Annotated in this window: 18 protein-coding genes and 3 pseudogenes; 19 read left to right on the forward strand and 2 right to left on the reverse strand. The window is 56.2% G+C overall.

All coding sequences use genetic code 11. The features are described 5' to 3' along the window. The 19 genes and pseudogenes from HF921_RS04715 to HF921_RS04805 form a co-directional block, all read left to right on the forward strand. Nucleotides 1–557 (forward strand): TolC family protein (locus tag HF921_RS04715; RefSeq protein WP_215893401.1); only part of this gene is annotated, 557 nt, incomplete at its 5' end. Next, on the forward strand, nt 554–1,639 hold the full coding sequence (locus HF921_RS04720) for an efflux RND transporter periplasmic adaptor subunit (RefSeq protein ID WP_064219619.1): 1,086 nt from the start codon (nt 554–556) through the stop codon (nt 1,637–1,639). The genes HF921_RS04715 and HF921_RS04720, both read left to right, overlap by 4 nt. Before the next feature lie 8 nt (nt 1,640–1,647). Further along, nucleotides 1,648–4,734, forward strand: coding sequence for an efflux RND transporter permease subunit (locus HF921_RS04725; protein ID WP_215893402.1), 3,087 nt, complete (start codon nt 1,648–1,650; stop codon nt 4,732–4,734). A 330-nt stretch (nt 4,735–5,064) separates the two neighbouring features. Continuing rightward, nucleotides 5,065–5,541 (forward strand): hypothetical protein, encoded by a 477-nt coding sequence (locus tag HF921_RS04730; RefSeq protein ID WP_215893403.1) that lies wholly within the window; start codon nt 5,065–5,067, stop codon nt 5,539–5,541. Between the two features lie 5 nt (nt 5,542–5,546). After that, nucleotides 5,547–6,023 carry a hypothetical protein gene (locus HF921_RS04735; RefSeq protein ID WP_215893404.1) on the forward strand — a complete coding sequence of 159 codons (477 nt, stop codon included), beginning with the start codon at nt 5,547–5,549 and terminating at the stop codon, nt 6,021–6,023. Beyond that, entirely contained in the window at nt 6,023–6,676 is a 654-nt protein-coding gene (locus tag HF921_RS04740) for a hypothetical protein (RefSeq protein WP_215893405.1), read from the forward strand. Before HF921_RS04735 ends, HF921_RS04740 begins: the two co-directional genes overlap by 1 nt. Before the next feature lie 209 nt (nt 6,677–6,885). Then, complete coding sequence (locus tag HF921_RS04745) at nt 6,886–7,371, forward strand: NUDIX domain-containing protein (RefSeq protein WP_226834335.1); 486 nt, start codon at nt 6,886–6,888, stop codon at nt 7,369–7,371. A gap of 157 nt (nt 7,372–7,528) precedes the next feature. Beyond that, entirely contained in the window at nt 7,529–7,816 is a 288-nt protein-coding gene (locus tag HF921_RS04750; RefSeq protein WP_226825439.1) for a BrnT family toxin, read from the forward strand. A gap of 1 nt (nt 7,817) precedes the next feature. After that, nucleotides 7,818–8,141 carry a hypothetical protein gene (locus HF921_RS04755; protein ID WP_065412416.1) on the forward strand — a complete coding sequence of 108 codons (324 nt, stop codon included), beginning with the start codon at nt 7,818–7,820 and terminating at the stop codon, nt 8,139–8,141. 47 nt (nt 8,142–8,188) lie between these two features. Then, the gene (locus HF921_RS04760; protein WP_215893406.1) at nt 8,189–8,638 is read left to right on the forward strand and encodes an SRPBCC family protein; all 450 of its coding nucleotides are present in this window, start codon (nt 8,189–8,191) and stop codon (nt 8,636–8,638) included. Nucleotides 8,639–9,253: 615 nt separating this feature from the next. Further along, nucleotides 9,254–9,514, forward strand: a complete 261-nt coding sequence (locus HF921_RS13645) for an aldo/keto reductase (protein WP_404813110.1) — start codon at nt 9,254–9,256, stop codon at nt 9,512–9,514. Nucleotides 9,515–9,583: 69 nt separating this feature from the next. Beyond that, nucleotides 9,584–10,192, forward strand: coding sequence for a TetR/AcrR family transcriptional regulator (locus HF921_RS04770; protein WP_215893408.1), 609 nt, complete (start codon nt 9,584–9,586; stop codon nt 10,190–10,192). 47 nt (nt 10,193–10,239) lie between these two features. After that, on the forward strand, nt 10,240–11,670 hold the full coding sequence (locus HF921_RS04775) for an MFS transporter (protein ID WP_215893409.1): 1,431 nt from the start codon (nt 10,240–10,242) through the stop codon (nt 11,668–11,670). A gap of 110 nt (nt 11,671–11,780) precedes the next feature. Next, nucleotides 11,781–11,984 (forward strand): annotated as a pseudogene (locus HF921_RS13750) (GFA family protein); the annotation flags it as partial. Nucleotides 11,985–12,040: 56 nt separating this feature from the next. Next, nucleotides 12,041–12,351 (forward strand): annotated as a pseudogene (locus HF921_RS13320) (IS3 family transposase); the annotation flags it as partial. 446 nt (nt 12,352–12,797) lie between these two features. After that, a pseudogene (locus HF921_RS04790) lies at nt 12,798–12,992 on the forward strand (IS3 family transposase); the annotation flags it as partial. Nucleotides 12,993–13,077: 85 nt separating this feature from the next. Further along, complete coding sequence (locus tag HF921_RS04795) at nt 13,078–13,359, forward strand: type II toxin-antitoxin system RelE/ParE family toxin (protein WP_064219908.1); 282 nt, start codon at nt 13,078–13,080, stop codon at nt 13,357–13,359. A 10-nt stretch (nt 13,360–13,369) separates the two neighbouring features. Continuing rightward, entirely contained in the window at nt 13,370–13,666 is a 297-nt protein-coding gene (locus tag HF921_RS04800) for a HigA family addiction module antitoxin (RefSeq protein WP_064219907.1), read from the forward strand. A gap of 412 nt (nt 13,667–14,078) precedes the next feature. Next, entirely contained in the window at nt 14,079–14,450 is a 372-nt protein-coding gene (locus tag HF921_RS04805; protein WP_215892355.1) for a hypothetical protein, read from the forward strand. On the opposite strand, the gene HF921_RS04810 is transcribed toward HF921_RS04805, so the two are convergent. Both HF921_RS04810 and HF921_RS04815 read right to left on the reverse strand, forming a co-directional pair. Then, nucleotides 14,364–14,552, reverse strand: a complete 189-nt coding sequence (locus HF921_RS04810; RefSeq protein ID WP_308169351.1) for a Txe/YoeB family addiction module toxin — start codon at nt 14,550–14,552, stop codon at nt 14,364–14,366. The two genes, HF921_RS04805 and HF921_RS04810, sit on opposite strands and share 87 nt — an antisense overlap. Before the next feature lie 62 nt (nt 14,553–14,614). Further along, entirely contained in the window at nt 14,615–14,866 is a 252-nt protein-coding gene (locus HF921_RS04815) for a type II toxin-antitoxin system Phd/YefM family antitoxin (protein ID WP_035191769.1), read from the reverse strand. Between the last annotated feature and the right edge of the window lie 287 nt (nt 14,867–15,153).

The following is a 15,153-nucleotide window of genomic DNA, read 5'->3' on the forward strand; positions in this document are numbered from 1 at the left end:
CCACCGCCGATCTCTATCCGCAGTTTAATATCACGGCGGACATCGGTAAGGCGGCCATGACGGGGGGGATGTTCTTCAACCCCATTTCGACCCTCTGGTCGCTGGGCGCGGGGATAGCAGCGCCGATTTATAACGGCGGCGCGCTGCACGCCCAGCGCCGCGCGGCCCTCGATCAGTACAAAGTGGTCAGTGATCGCTATCGCGGCACCGTGCTCAATGCCTTCCGCGAAGTGGCCGACGCCTTGCGTGCCTTGCAAGGCGCCGATGCGGCTTATCAGCACCATCTGGCTGCGCAAAAAGCCGCTGGAGCCGCCCTGCATCTGGCCGAAGCCCGCTACCGCGACGGGGCCACCGACTATGCCACGGTGCTCGATGCCGAGATCGCCTATCAGCAGGATACCGTCGCCGCCATCACCGCGCGCAGTCAGCGTTATCTGGATAGTGTTGCGCTCTTTGTCGCCCTGGGCGATGGCTGGCGGCCTGATGCCACCGATGCCACGGCTACTGATGCCAAAACCCATTCCATCGTTCAAAACACTCAAGGAGCCCCTGCATGAAGAAGGTCTTTTTCTTACTGGGCATCGTCGTCGTGCTGCTCTTCGGCGGTGTCTATGGCTGGTACCAATGGCGTCAGGGCCAGTTGCATGCCCGCCTGGCGGCTGCCGCCAACCCGGCAGTCACCGTTTCCGCCACCCGCGTGCAGAGTCAGTCGATGGCGGGCGAGCTGACTGCCGTGGGCGAAATCGTGCCGCAACAGGGAGCGGTGCTCAGCCCGCAGACCGGCGGCGTGGTGCAGCGTATCGGTTTCCACTCCGGTGCTACCGTACAGAAAGGACAACTGCTCCTGTCTCTGGATCCCGGCGCTCTGCCCGGCCAGTTACAGGCCGCGCAGGCCCAGGCTGCTCTCGCCCGGGTAGACTATCAGCGCGCCGAGAAGGTCTTCGCCATCCATGGCATCTCCACCGCCGCCTTGGATAAGGCCCGCTATGGTGCGAGTGCGGCACAGGCTCAGGTGACGGCCTTGCAGGGATCGCTGGCGGATACGCAGATCCGTGCGCCCTTCGCCGGGGTACTGGGCTTGCGCACCGTTAATCCGGGTGAATATATCCACGCCGGTATGCCGGTGGTGCACATCGAAAACCTGCAGCAACTCTATGCCGACTTCACCGTACCCCAGCGGGATGTGCAGGCGGTACAGGTTGGCGCGCCGGTGCGGATTGACGTGCATAACGGCGACACCCTGCGCCATTACCACGCCAAAGTGCAGGCTGTCGCCAGTCATGTCGATGCGCAAAACCGCGCGGTCAGCGTCCGCGCACTCCTTGATGCAGCACAGGGCCTGAAGCCCGGCATGTTCGTCCGCATCGTCCTGAAAAAAGAAGCCCCCAGCGCGCGCCTGATGATTCCCATGGTGGCGGTGAGCTTTAACACCTACGGGGACTTTGTCTACGTGCTGACCCCCGGTGGCCCGGATAAGACCCTCATCGCCAAAGAACAGCCGGTGACAACAGGTATGCAGCGTGGCAACGAAGTAGTTATCCGCTCCGGCCTGAAGGCCGGGGATCTGGTGGTCACCGCGGGACAGGTCAAGCTGCACAACGGCGACCATGTACGCATCAATAACGCCGTGCATCTCTGAGGATCCCCATGCATTTCACCGAACCCTTTATCCGCCGCCCCATCCTCGCCATTTCCCTGAGCCTGGTGCTGTTTTTCTTCGGGCTGCGCTCCCTCGGCCTGATGCCCATCACCGAGTATCCGCCCACCAACAGCTCCATGATCACGGTGACCACCCACTACTTCGGGGCGACCCCGAAGACCGTCAACGCTTTTATTACAGCGCCGCTGGAAAAAGCCGTCGGCCAAGCCCCCGGCATCAACTACATGACGGCGGTGAGTGAGGACGGCATTTCCATCCTCACCCTCTATATGCGCATGGGCGAAGATCCCAACGCGGCCTTGTCCCAGGTGCAGAGCAAGGTCAACACGGTCCTCAATCAGCTCCCGAAGGGGGTGATGCAGCCCGTGGTGCAGGAAATGTCCGGTTCCGGTGCCTACCTGATGTTGCTGAGCTACCATGGTAAAGGCTTCAATCAGCAGCAGATCACCGACTACCTGACCCGCGTGGTGCAGCCCGCCATTCAGTCGGTGCCGGGGGTGGGGCTGACTTCCATCCTGCCGCCGGGCACCGGTCCCAACGGTAATACCTACGCCATGCGCGTCTGGCTAAATCCCCAGGAAATGGCCGTGCTGGGCATTACCCCCGCGCAGGTCAGTGCCGCCCTGAAGCAGAATGATTTCGTCGCGGCGGTCGGGCGTCTGCGCGGTCAGTACACGGCGGTCTCCCTGAGCGCCAATACCGCCCTGCACAGCGCCGCCGAGTTCCGCAATCTGGTGGTGGCGACGGTGCATGGGGTGCCGATTCGTCTGGGACAGGTGGCCAAAGTCTCCCTGGGCGCTCAGACTTATGACTCATCCGTCATGGTGGACGGCCAGCCTGCGGTCAATATCGGCATCCAGCAGGCCCCCGGCAGTAACGCCCTGAAAGTGTCCCAGGGTATTCAAAAAGTCATGGCCCAGTTGGACTCGACCATGCCGCCGGGCATGAAGGGTTACACCATTTACAATGGCGCGCAGTTCGTCAAAAGCTCCCTGCAGGAAGTGGAGGTCAATATCGCCTTGGCCTTGCTGGTGGTGATCCTGGTGATCTACTTCTTCATGGGCTCGTGGCGGGCGCTGATCGTGCCGGTGCTCGCCATCCCGGTGGCGATGGTGGGGGCGATCACCATCCTCCATGCCCTCGGCTATACCCTCAATCTGCTCACCCTGCTGGCCATGGTGCTGGCCATCGGGCTGGTGGTGGATGACGCCATCATCGTCGTCGAAAACGTCCACCGGCATATCGAAAACGGCGCCACGCCTTTGCACGCCGCCTTGGCCAGCGCCCGTGAACTGGCCAGCCCCATCCTGGTCATGGCGACGACGCTGGTGGCGGTTTTTGCGCCCATGGCTTTCATCGGCGGGCTGGTGGGGCATTTGTTCAGCGAATTCGCCTTTACCATTGTCGCCATGGTGCTGCTGTCCATGGTGGCCGCCCTGACCCTCGCCCCCATGCTCGCCTCGCGGGTCCTGAAGGCCGGGCACGAAGGCCGGATGGCGCATCTGGTGGATCATGTTTTCGGACGACTCAAGGGGCTGTATGGTCGCACCTTGTTTCAGAGCTTGCGGGTCTGGCCGGCGACGGTGACGCTGGCGCTGATCCTCACCGTCGGCATTTATTTCCTCTTCTCCATCAGTCAGAGCGAGCTGGCCCCGCCGGCCAATCAGGGCATCGTCTATGTCAATGGCGTCGCCCAGCCGACCGCGACCCTGGAGTACATGAATGCCTACGATAGTTACCTGACCAAGACGGTTTTCAATAAAATCACCAGTCGCAGCCACAGCTTCGCGGTCAATGGGGTGGGTATCGGCGGCATGTTGCTCAACAACGAGGTGATGGCGGGTGTGGTGCTCAAACCCGAGCGCGGCGACGTCACCACTCAGCAGGTCAAAGAAAAGGTGCAGAAACTGGCCGAGCAGGTGCCGGGCATGAAGCTCTCCGCCTTCGGTCTGCCGCCCTTGCCGGGAGCGGCGGTGGGGCTGCCGGTGCAGTTTGTGATCACCAGTACCGGCGGCGGTTATCATCCATTGGATGCGGTCTCCGGCAAGCTGGTGCAGGAGGCCAGGGCCAGTGGCCTGTTCTCCTTCGTCTGCAAAAATCTGAAGTACAACAATCAGATCCAGGAAATTCATATCAATCGCCAGATGGCGGCCTCCTTCGGCCTGAGCATGGCGGATATCGGGCAGAATCTGGAAACCCTGCTGGGCGGCAACTATGTCAATTATTTCGACATGGATGGCCTCAGCTACCGCGTCGTGCCCCAGGTGCCGCCCGCGCTGCGCGCCAATCCGGATTTCCTGAAGGCCTACACCATCAAGACGCCATCCGGCGCGCAGGTGCCACTGTCCACCTTTGTCTCCCTGCAGTCGCGATCGGCACCCACCTTCCTGCCGCAGTTCCAGCAGTTGCCCGCGGTCTTCATTCAGGCCAATCCGGCACCGGGGGTGTCTTTGGGCCAAGCCCTGCAATTCCTGCGGGATCATGCCCAGAAAATCCTGCCCGCCGGAAATCAGATCCACTATGCCGGTGTCTCTCGTCAGTACATGCATCAGGGCAGCGCGCTGGCGGTCACCTTCGGTTTTGCGCTGTTGATGGTCCTGCTGCTGCTGGCGGCGCAATTCAACAGCTTTCGCGACGCCCTGGTGGTGCTCACCGCGGTGCCTGTCGCCCTTTTCGGGGCCTTACTGCCCATCGGTCTGGGGGTTTCCAGTGTCAACATCTACTCGGAGGTGGGAATGGTCATGCTCATCGGCCTGATCGCCAAACAGGGCATTCTTATCGTGCAATTTGCCCGTGTCATGCAGGAGGAAAAGCATTTCGACCGACGTCATGCGGTGGTGGAAGCGGCAACCCTGCGCCTACGCCCCATCCTCATGACGGTGGCGGCGATGATCGCCGGCGCCGTACCCCTGCTCTTCGCCAGTGGCGGTAATGCCGATGCGCGGTTTTCCATGGGACTGGTCATTGTCAGCGGTCTGAGCTTCGGGTCGCTGGTTTCGCTCTTTGTGATCCCGGCGTTTTATGTGTGGTTCGGGCAGGTGGTGCGGAAGTCGGAGAGGGATTTAGTGGGGTAGTTTTGTTATGGGGTGATGTGGATTTAGTGGTGGGCGCCTTTCGGGGCGCTTTTTCGTTGGAGGGGAGGGAATCATGGGGTGGATTGAGTAGGATCATGAATTGGTGTAGGTTTGTGGACAAGAATAGGTGGTGATCTGCATTTCTGTGCAGGCCCGTTTTGCGTGTGGCGTTCATCCGGAAAAATTTAGGCTGCTATAAATGTGCAGGAGGGTGTTGGGTGCATGATTTTCCGGGTGACGGGTGGGGATGGAAAAATTTAGGCGATGTGGGTAGTGTGGTATGTATGCTGCCTAAATTACGTTAGCCATTCAAATCGAAAGGAACAAGCTGTGGCAAAAGAAATCGAATGGTTCATCTTTATTAAAGATACGGATAAGAAGCTATTTAGCCTTGCTGGGCCTGTGCAGGGTAACCTAGTCGATGACTGGATTGACGCAGTAGTACGTGAGCAAGAAGCTGGTCGAGAACTGTCCTGCCAAGAGGTCACTACTGAGCAGTTAGCAGAGTGCCGCACACACGCTCTTCGCAACGGACTTTCGGAAACGGATAGCAACCAAATAATTACTTCCCCTAGAGACAGAAGCAATGACTATCTTGGTAAGCTTCCGAATTACGCAAGCAAGGCCGATAGAGCTAGGGTTGTTCAGTTACTTTGCAAGGGCAAATGTGGTTCCGTTCGGTGGGCTGAAATTAACAAACCATATCCCGGAAAAGATGCTCTTCGTAGCTCCAAAATGGGAGAGTACAAGGCCACCTGTTTGCGCTGCGGATCGACCACTCAAGATAATTACAACTGGTACAGGTAAGCATTATGGCTAACCCTACATTCGAGAAAAAACTGTTCCAAGAAGTATCCGAATTTCTTACGGCCAAAGGCTACGGGATATTGGTAGAACAGGTGCGCGATGAACTCGCAACGGGACGATTGTCAGAAGAGAAGATTCAAACCCTAAAGGAAGTGGAAGGGCGTTCGATTGGTCTCTTAAGTGAAACCGAGTTCAAGAGAAGTCAATCCGCAGACTTTGTTCGACGGGATGACTACTCTGACGCCGAGTCCGTGGTGCTGCTTCTTGAAGCATCAAAGCGTGCCATTATTGACGGCGCGGCGATGGCTTCGCAAATCAAAGGTGCTCTTGAAAACTTGCAGATTCATGGCCTTGCTTTTGCTTCAGAAGAAAATGACGAAGACAGTTATGAGCTACCGATGGAGAACATCCCTGACTTGGCTGAGGCCAACAGGCAAGCATCAGAAATTGAAACACTAATACGTCAAATACGGACCCAATAATGCTAAGTGCAATTTCTTCTGTTCTGGGCGCCGCCATTTCTTCAGCGCCCGTTGCGGCATCAGCTTTGCCAGACGTATTCGAAGCATATATTCTAACCCTTCTAATCCGCGCAGCACGAGACGAAGGGGCCACGGTGAGTTTCAAGGATCGCTCTGGCAATCCTGCAACTTCACTCACACTGCGCACGTCTCCAGGCTACATTTACTCCACAGCAAAGAATTACACTCACTGCCTAATCGAGTTCAATGGCAGACCTGCTCTTGAGGCTCACACCGGGATTAAGGTCGCAGGAAAATCCGGCGTCCTCCACGAATTCGATGTAGCCCTTCTTGATCGCGCCGAAGCAGAGAACTGCAGACTCAATTCAGTTTCTCCGCGCTCTTCACGTATCTTGGTCGGCGTCGAATGTAAGTTTTACACGTCTGCATTGCAGTTGCATCTTGCTCGTGGATTTGTTGGCTTGGTCGCGGATATATCGACAAAAAGCCCATTTTTCGTATCGAACACGTCATCAACAAGTGTGGATAAGTTGCTCAGCCACAGAGTTAAAAATGGATGGGAAAGGGATATCTCCCCCACATGCAAGAACTCGGAAGTTGAGAGGTTGGTACATGCATTCCGTAACTCATTTAAGAACTACAAGGCACAGTAGGCTAACCCATCATTCCACCGGACCTGCGCGAAAAACCGCGCAGGTCCGGTGAATTCAGACGTTCGCGGGCGCTGTGCGCCCGCGAACGGGGCGCGAGTGTCGAACATCGGGGCGTTGGGCGCACAGCGCCCGCGAACCCCTCGTTCGAGCGGACACCGCTACGCGGGTGCCGCACAACTCGCGCCCCGTTAGGCATTCACTCTTCGCCTATGAAATATTGTCCGCTTTGCCAAAGCAATCTTGTCAGTCGTCCAGTGGACGGGGCAATACGACTCGCGTGTTCATCGCAGCAGTGTAAGTTCGTGCACTGGAACAATCCCATCCCTGTCGTCGCAGGATTAGTTCGGTGCAATGGTCAGTACGTCTTGGCGAGAAATGCCTCTTGGCCGCAAGATATGTTCTCCCTTATCACCGGGTTTCTTGAGGAGGGCGAGTCGCCGGAGAGCGCCATTCTTCGAGAAACGGAAGAAGAACTTGGCCTTACGGGTCACGAATGCAAATTCATAGGTCACTTTGCTTTCGCGGAGTTTAATCAGCTTATTATTGCTTTCGCCGTCGAAGCGTACGGGAACATCAAGTTGAACGAAGAAATCGCAGAGGTAAAACTGGTCGCATATGATCAGCTTGCTACGTTCGATTTCGGGCATCTTGAGCTAACCAACACAGTCGTCTCACGTTGGCTAAAAAATGCCTAACCCGGCGCTCAACCTCGCTCCCTTTGGTCGCTGGACGCTGCGCGATAAAGCCGCGCAGCGTCGGTTAGCTCTACGTTCGAGCGGACACCGCTACGCGGGTGCCGCACAACTCGCGCCCCGTTAGGCTACTTGATGCCATAAAGCACACAGGCGTATCATGGAAAACATGAAGCCTGTGAACTGGAACACCGAAAAGAATATCCGCCTCAAAGCAGAAAGGGGCGTCTCCTTTGAGGAGGTGCTATCGGCCATGTCGCATGGCGGCCTTCTTGATGTTCGAGACCATCCAAATACAGGCGAGTACCCGAACCAACGTATGCTGGTGGTTCGGATTCGCGGCTATGCCTATCTGGTGCCGTTTGTGGAAACCGAAAGTGAAGTCTTCCTGAAAACGATCATTCCGAGCAGGAAGGCTACCCGCAATTATTTGACGGAAGGTGGTTGAAATGGATAAAGAAAGTAAACTTGAAGAGGAGATTTTGGCCTCCTTTGAAAGAGGCGAATGGCAGTCCGTGCCAAATCTCAAGGCTGAAATCGCCCGCTTTGCCTCAATAGCATCGGCATCACTTGTCAAAGACAAGCGCGTCAATATTCGCATTTCCTCTCGTGATCTTGAAGACATTCAGGCCAAGGCCGCGGAGGAAGCCATTCCTTATCAAACACTCATGGCTAGCGTACTTCACAAATTTGTCACCGGACGCCTTGTTGAGCCGTCACCCAGTCTAACCTCTCGTTCAAGCGGGACGCGCCAAAAGCGGCGCGCCCCTTAACTCAAACGTTAGGTGACACGACCCACAGCACCCACGAGAGGCATCAGATGGAACCATTGAAGAACCGCTCAGACTCCAGAAGTAAGTTGCTCTCAGCTAGCCCTTCCGAGGTCTTTGCTGCGATGAGTGATCCTGCTCGCGTTGCCAGATGCTGGGGGCCAGCGGGCTTCACCAACTCGATTCACCAGTTCGACTTTTGTCCCGGCGGAAAGTGGCTTCTAACAATGCACGGGCCGGATGGTAAGGACTATCCGAATGAGAGCCGCTTCACCCGCATCGAAGCCGACAATGTCTTCGAGATCGAGCACCTGTCCGGGCATCACTTCATACTGACCATCGAGCTCCAACCAAAGGCTAGCGGCACCGAGGTGAAGTGGCGTCAGACCTTTGACACCATTGAGCACTATCAGCGCATAGCCGAGTTCGTGGCCTCCGCCAACGAGCAGAACCTTGAGCGTCTTGCCGCCGAAGTTCAGCGTGGAAAGAATGCCGCCTAACCTCTTGCTATTCAAGCATCACATTCCCGAGCGCAGCATCAGTGAGATCAGGGAGGCAACCAATAAAGCCTGGGTGTTGGGAGATGATCGGTTTAAGCGACGGGTTCAGAAACAATTGGAGAGACGCGTTGAGCCGGAGGCCAGAGGCAGGGATCGGAAATCCGGGCAATGCAGAATCAATCGAGTCTGACCCTATTGATTCGTTGTTCGGGGTGTCGCTCAACTCGAACACGTTAGGCAGAAACAGGAATCATCTGGAGAACGCAGTGATCGCAACCTTCTTTTTTGCTTTAGCTGTCGTGTTCATCTGGTTATTGTTCAAGGGATACTCCACACAGGAGATCATGGCACGCGGATGGGGTATCCAAGTGCGGATATACCGGCGGAGCAGTGAGCCCATTATGTACTGGGCTACATTTTGGATGTATCTGGTCATTGCCGTCATATGCGTAGTTGTCGGCATACTGCTTACGCTCAAAATAGTCGCAACTCATGCAACCTAACCCAGTGCTCAACCTCGCTTCTTTCAGTCGCTGGACGCTGCGCGATAAAGCCGCGCAGCGCCGGTTAGCGCCCCGTTGGGCGTCACACAAGGGAACCGATGATTCGCTCGCAATGGGTGCGCTGGCTCGACCAGGTAGCCCTCTCGCCGCAATCGCAGCACGGTATAACGCGTCACCGGCCCAAGTAGCGTTAGCTTGGCTCCTTGCGGTTTCGAGCCAGACCATACTCATTCCCGGAACGTCAAGCATCGCGCATCTGGAGGAAAACTACGCGGCGCGTACGCTTCGGCTAAAACCAGAAGAAATTGCCGCAATTCGAGAAGCCGCCCAACAAGACGCTCCAGGGGACGCGCCAAAAGCGGCACGCCCCTGAGCTTGGACGTCGGGCGAACAATTCTTGTCATACTTGACAAATAGGAACTGAACGATCTAATATTTCGGCATGTCCTTAGAAAGCCCCCCGTCTGTTGGCCCTGGTCGTCCACGCGAATTCGACTTCGACGACGCCGTGCGGGACGCCGTGGTGGTGTTCCAAACCCATGGCTACACCGCGACGTCCATGGTCCATCTCATAGAAGGCACCGGCCTGTCGCGCGGCAGTCTTTACAAGGCGTTCAGCGACAAACATTCGCTCTTTCTGGCTGCTCTGGATCGATATACCTCCGATGGTCTGAGCCGCCTGAGCAACGACCTCGACAAGGAGCCGGCGCGGGAGGCCATCCGCGCCACGCTGCAGCATTACGCTCGCCTGTCCACGGCAAGAAAAGGCCGTCGCGGCTGCTTGGTCACCGCAGCCGCGACGGAACTGCTGCCGACGGATGACGAAGTTCGCGAGCGGGTCAGCGCGATGTTCAAACGCATGCAAAACCTGTTGGCGGCGGCCATTCGCAAGGGACAGTCTTCGGGCGACATCAGCACCCGCCACGAGGCCCAAACGCTTGCTCGCTTTCTGCTCTGCACGATTGAAGGCATGCGGGTACTCGGTAAAACAGGTCCGAGCGAAGCGGAGATGGAGGCCCTTATTGCCATCGCTGTGAACGCACTTGACTGACATTTCTTTATCTAATTCGGAACCGTTAGGTTCTTAAAAGGCCGCTCATGAGTACCGCGTACAACCCGACAGCTTCAACATCTGAGCTGACCGATACCCCCGACCCGCGTCGCTGGGCCGCCCTGGTCGTCCTGCTGGCTGGCAGCTTTCTGCCGCCTCTTGATTTCTTCATCGTGAATACCGCCTTACCCTCCATCCGCGCCGGCCTGCACGCCTCTTCCGCCACTCTGCAACTTGTGATATCCGGCTATGCGGCCAGCTATGCGGTATTCCTGATCACGGGAGGCCGGCTTGGCGATCTCTACGGCCGCCGCCGCGTTTTCGCGGCCGGTTTGTTCGGCTTTGCCGGGGCATCGGCCATCTGTGGCATTGCCTGGTCGCCTGCCATATTGATCGTCGGGCGTGTACTCCAAGGCGTCACGGCAGCCGTCATGGCGCCGCAGTCGCTTGCATCCATTCATGCGCTGTTCCCAACGAACGAAAAAGCCAAGGCGCTTGGCTACTACGGCACAACGTTCGGCCTTGCTGCTGTGATAGGTCAAATGCTCGGAGGTGCCCTAATTGCAGCCAACCCATTCGGGTTGGGCTGGCGTAGCATATTTCTCGTCAACCTGCCCGTGGCCGCCTTCGCCATCCCAGCCGCATTGCTGCTGATCCGGGAAAGTCGTGCCGGGCGACCACCCCGTCTCGATGTGCGCGGCGTAGTCCTGCTCGCGGCAACACTGTCTGCTCTGGTCGTACCGCTAATCGCAGGGCGAGAACAAGGCTGGCCCGCCTGGTCAATAGCTCTGTTGCTCGGCTTCCTTCCGCTTCTGGCCTTGTTCTGGCGCCACGAACATCGTGTTGTGCGCGATGGCGGAGATCCGCTTGTCATCCCAGCCATGTTGCGCGCACCCGGCTTGCTGCGTGGGCTGGCCGCCACCCTTTGCTTTTATGCCATCGCTGCTTTTTTCCTTACATTCTCGATTTACGAACAATCCGGACTTGGCCGCAACTCCTTGTATGCTGGGCTTGCCCTGCTGCCGTTTGCCATCGGCTTCATGCTTGGCCCGCTTACCAGTCCCCGACTACACAGACATCTCGGCGCGCGCACACCTGTAGTGGGCATGGTGCTGGAAGTGATCGGCCTCGTAGGCGTCGCTCTCTCCGTCTACACTGACACTTCATATTTACTGTCGTCAGCCCTTTTTATACTTGGTTTTGGGCAAGGCATTGCGCTGCCGACATTGGTTCGTGCCTTGATTGACAGAGTAGAAGGAAAGATCGCCGGGTTGGTGTCAGGACTTGTGTCTTCCACCCTTCAGATCAGTGCAGCATTGTCCGTAGCCGTCATTGGCGGATTGTTCTACTCGCTGCTTGGAAATCGTTCTGATCCAGCGACAATCACATACGCTTTCACAATTTCCACGGTCACTATCGGCGCGTCATTGTTCGCAGCAGTCTTGTTGGTTAACGGCTTAGAACCAGCAAGGAAGTAGGATGCCAATCTCAAGCCGATCGCGATGGCCCAACAAGCCCATCCAGCCGACGCCGAAAATCGGCGCGGCTGATGGGTAGCGTTAGGCTGCTGTAGAAAGGGGCTTGCTGAATGACTTTATTCCGTGGTGGCTGTCTATGTGGTGCCGTGCGCTATGAAACGACCTCTGATCCTTTGAACCAGAGGGTATGTCACTGTAGGGCTTGTCAAAAAGTTATCGGCGCTGCTTTCAATGCTCGCGTACTCATGCGCATCGAACATGTTACTATCTCTGGCTCAATCAGCACATTTCACTCTTCAGAAACTCTTGAGCGCGGTTTTTGTTCGCATTGCGGTTCAAGTATTTTCTCGCGGCGTGTTTCTGCTGGAGTCATGCGGCACAACAGCGGAACCAAACGTTGCGCGGTGCCCGAGCGCAGCGGGACGCGGTGCCCTTGCTGGAGATTCAGCGGATCTGGCAGGCGCACCTGCAGGTCTACGGTGCGGATAAGGTCTGGAAGCAGATGAATCGCGAGGGGATATACCGGTAGCACGTTGTACCGTAGAGCGCCTGATGCGGCATCTGGGCATACAGGGGGTAGTCCGCGGCAAACGGATCCGCACCACGGTTCCAGATACCCAGGTGCCCTGCCCACGAGACCGGGTCCACCGGGTTTTTCAGGCGGAGCGGCCTGACCAGCTCTGAGTGTCGGATTTCAGTGTGCCGCAGCAAGCGGCGTAAGAGATGAGGGTATGGCCCCTCGCCATCGGCTTGCAGGAGCAGGTGGCAAACCACCATGAGCGGCTTGGGTCAAAAGCCCCGGCCGTGAGCGTCATGGAAAAGGCGTCGTAAAGACGTCAGGTATGGATCAGGGAGACGAACAACCGTGAACTGCCGTTCAAGTGTCGAAAGTACTCAGATGACATCAAAACCGGGGAGTGATGTTGCCCCGCGATCAGCCGGGACGAAACCTGCTTACGGTCCCGGTGGTGTCCGGCATAGAGGCAGCGTCAGCCTGATTCGGGCTCTTGCGTTGAACTGCGGGAACCTTCGATGGCGATGCCAAGCGAAAGGCACAAGCCCGAAAGGCGAGGCCGAAAGTAGCGATGCGCCATCAAGGGGCGGAGCAGCTCGTAGTAGCGTTGAAGCCGCTGTACAAGGCCGAACTGATCCATCGTCGTGCGCCCTGGAAAACCAAAGCGTCCCTGGAACTGGCCACCCTGGAATGGGTGTATTGGTTTAACCACCACCGACTTCTGGAACCCTTGGGATATATCCCTCCGGCAGAAGCTGAGGCACAATATTACCAGAAACTCGCCCGTCAGGCCGGTAAAGCGGCATGACTTACATTAATCAGCCTCTACAATACCCGGGGCGGTTCAATCAAGAAAACTTGCACATCGTAAACATTATGTTTATTATTGGCGCATGATTCAAACATTCGCCAACACTGAAACCGAAGGCTTTTTCGTTACAGGTAAATCGCGTCGTTTACCTTCGGAAATTCTCAAGCGTGCAGCCATGCGTCTCAATCAGTTGCATGCCGCTACAGAGTTGAATGATCTACGTTTGCCACCCTCTAATCACTTGGAAGCTCTTTCAGGTAATCGCATTGGTCAATGGAGTATACGTATAAACCAACAGTGGCGTGTCTGTTTCAAGTTTGAAAATGGTGACGCATTTAATGTCGAAATAGTGGATTACCACTAGGAGGAATAACATGATCTACAATGGGTTAACACCTATCCATCCCGGCGAGTACCTCGCCGAGCTCCTTGAAGAGCTTCATATCTCTCAAGCGTTGTTCGCTCGTACCATTGGTGTGTCGCCCATGCGCATTTCCCATATCGTTAAAGGCAAGCGCCCTGTTACGGCTGAACTAGCATTGCTGTTTGCAAAAGCTTTTGAGCAAACTCCACAGTATTGGCTCAATTTACAAGCCAGCTATGATCTAAAAATTGCTGAGAAAAGCATCGCCAATCGTCTCTTCTCCATTCATAGCTTGGCCCATGCTTAATGGCTAACCCCCTCATTCCACCGGACTGGCCGAAAAGCGCGGCCAGCCGGTGAATTCCAACGTTAGAACAGCACAGGGGGGTCGTGGGCGAACAACTCACAAAGTTCAGGCGTCGGAGGACCGCTCGCAAGTCCTTCGAGGACTTGGATAAACGCCGCGACATGTACATCGTCTTGCACTATTCGTGCGAGTCCTTCTACGACATTAAACCAGAGCTGCTATGGGGCAGGTCACTGACGAATACTGGCGTAACGTAAGCGATTAAAAGTTCCGTTGTTTGCGCGAGAAGGATCGGAGGTTGCAGTTCTGGACGGTGACGATGGGCGGGCGATCGCCAAAGCAGGCGCTGGAGCAGAGGTACTCGCGACTGACTAAGCTGGCGCCGGTTATTGGCGCAAAGGAAAGGCCATCTATGAGCGCGAAAATCAATACACCGATGAACCCCTTGACAAGATTCAAGTGGTTCCCGACTTCCTTCCTTCGCCAGCCGAATTGGCATTTCATGAAGAGCATCGAGCTCTTCAAGTCCGAGGCCACAAAACATCACACGCAGTACCAACGCATGATTCGGCGGCTTCTCGACGCGTATGTCGACGGTCAGACCCCAACCCGGCAGTCCACGCCAACGCTGCGCGATAAAGCCGCGCCGCGCATCCGCGCCCAACCCACGCGCGGTGGACCTTCCCGATTGGGCGTCTCAGTAGTGGAAACACAACTGAGCAATCATCAATGCATCACCTTCTATTCGATACACCATGCGATGCTCATCTGTAATACGGCGTGACCAAAATCCTGAAAGAGCATGCTTCAGTGCTTCGGGTTTGCCAACTCCAGCGAAGGGTTCACGCTGTGTCTCACGTATCAGCTTATTGATTCGCTCGACCATGCGCTTGTCTTGCTTCTGCCAATATAGGTAGTCTTCCCATGCATCGTCAGAGAAGATCAGCCTCACTTCGCCAGCTTCCGCTCAACACCTTTACCGGCGTTCAGTTGTGCGACGGCAGCGAGAAGGCGCTTGGCGTTGGCGGGGGTACGCAAGAGGTAGGCGGTTTCCTCCAGCGCCTTGTAGTCTTCGAGCGAGAGCATCACGACGGACTGTTCGCCATTGCGGGTAATGATCAAGGGTTCGTGGTCGTCGCAAACGCGGTCCATGGCGCTGGCGAGATTTGCACGAACGGTGGTATAGGTAATCGCATCCATAACAAGCCTCCAAATATGTACGTGTTACTGTACATATTTTACGACAGCCTGTCTAGCGCGACGGTGCAGACGCCCAACCCCGCGTTCGAGAACAGACGCGTCGATCCAAAAGTAATGCGCCCTACGAATACCTATAACGCGGAATCACCATATAATGCATTAATTAGAGTGATTTTCGTCATTGCATGTAACTAATTGTAACACCGTTTCATCATGTTACAATTTTACCCTTGACGCGATCAATTGATCTGCCTAATGTGCGATTACTGCATGATTAATAACCATTT

Origin of the sequence: Acidithiobacillus ferriphilus (assembly GCF_018854775.1) — a bacterium.
Taxonomy (GTDB): domain Bacteria; phylum Pseudomonadota; class Gammaproteobacteria; order Acidithiobacillales; family Acidithiobacillaceae; genus Acidithiobacillus; species Acidithiobacillus ferriphilus.

Coding starts and splice junctions, on each gene's coding strand:
- HF921_RS04720 (WP_064219619.1), top strand. CDS start 554: ATGAAGAAGGTCTTTTTCTTACTGGGCATCGTCGTCGTGCTGCTCTTC.
- HF921_RS04725 (WP_215893402.1), top strand. CDS start 1,648: ATGCATTTCACCGAACCCTTTATCCGCCGCCCCATCCTCGCCATTTCC.
- HF921_RS04735 (WP_215893404.1), top strand. CDS start 5,547: ATGGCTAACCCTACATTCGAGAAAAAACTGTTCCAAGAAGTATCCGAA.
- HF921_RS04740 (WP_215893405.1), top strand. CDS start 6,023: ATGCTAAGTGCAATTTCTTCTGTTCTGGGCGCCGCCATTTCTTCAGCG.
- HF921_RS04745 (WP_226834335.1), top strand. CDS start 6,886: ATGAAATATTGTCCGCTTTGCCAAAGCAATCTTGTCAGTCGTCCAGTG.
- HF921_RS04750 (WP_226825439.1), top strand. CDS start 7,529: ATGGAAAACATGAAGCCTGTGAACTGGAACACCGAAAAGAATATCCGC.
- HF921_RS04755 (WP_065412416.1), top strand. CDS start 7,818: ATGGATAAAGAAAGTAAACTTGAAGAGGAGATTTTGGCCTCCTTTGAA.
- HF921_RS04760 (WP_215893406.1), top strand. CDS start 8,189: ATGGAACCATTGAAGAACCGCTCAGACTCCAGAAGTAAGTTGCTCTCA.
- HF921_RS13645 (WP_404813110.1), top strand. CDS start 9,254: ATGGGTGCGCTGGCTCGACCAGGTAGCCCTCTCGCCGCAATCGCAGCA.
- HF921_RS04770 (WP_215893408.1), top strand. CDS start 9,584: ATGTCCTTAGAAAGCCCCCCGTCTGTTGGCCCTGGTCGTCCACGCGAA.
- HF921_RS04775 (WP_215893409.1), top strand. CDS start 10,240: ATGAGTACCGCGTACAACCCGACAGCTTCAACATCTGAGCTGACCGAT.
- HF921_RS04795 (WP_064219908.1), top strand. CDS start 13,078: ATGATTCAAACATTCGCCAACACTGAAACCGAAGGCTTTTTCGTTACA.
- HF921_RS04800 (WP_064219907.1), top strand. CDS start 13,370: ATGATCTACAATGGGTTAACACCTATCCATCCCGGCGAGTACCTCGCC.
- HF921_RS04805 (WP_215892355.1), top strand. CDS start 14,079: ATGAGCGCGAAAATCAATACACCGATGAACCCCTTGACAAGATTCAAG.
- HF921_RS04810 (WP_308169351.1), bottom strand. CDS start 14,552: ATGGTCGAGCGAATCAATAAGCTGATACGTGAGACACAGCGTGAACCC.
- HF921_RS04815 (WP_035191769.1), bottom strand. CDS start 14,866: ATGGATGCGATTACCTATACCACCGTTCGTGCAAATCTCGCCAGCGCC.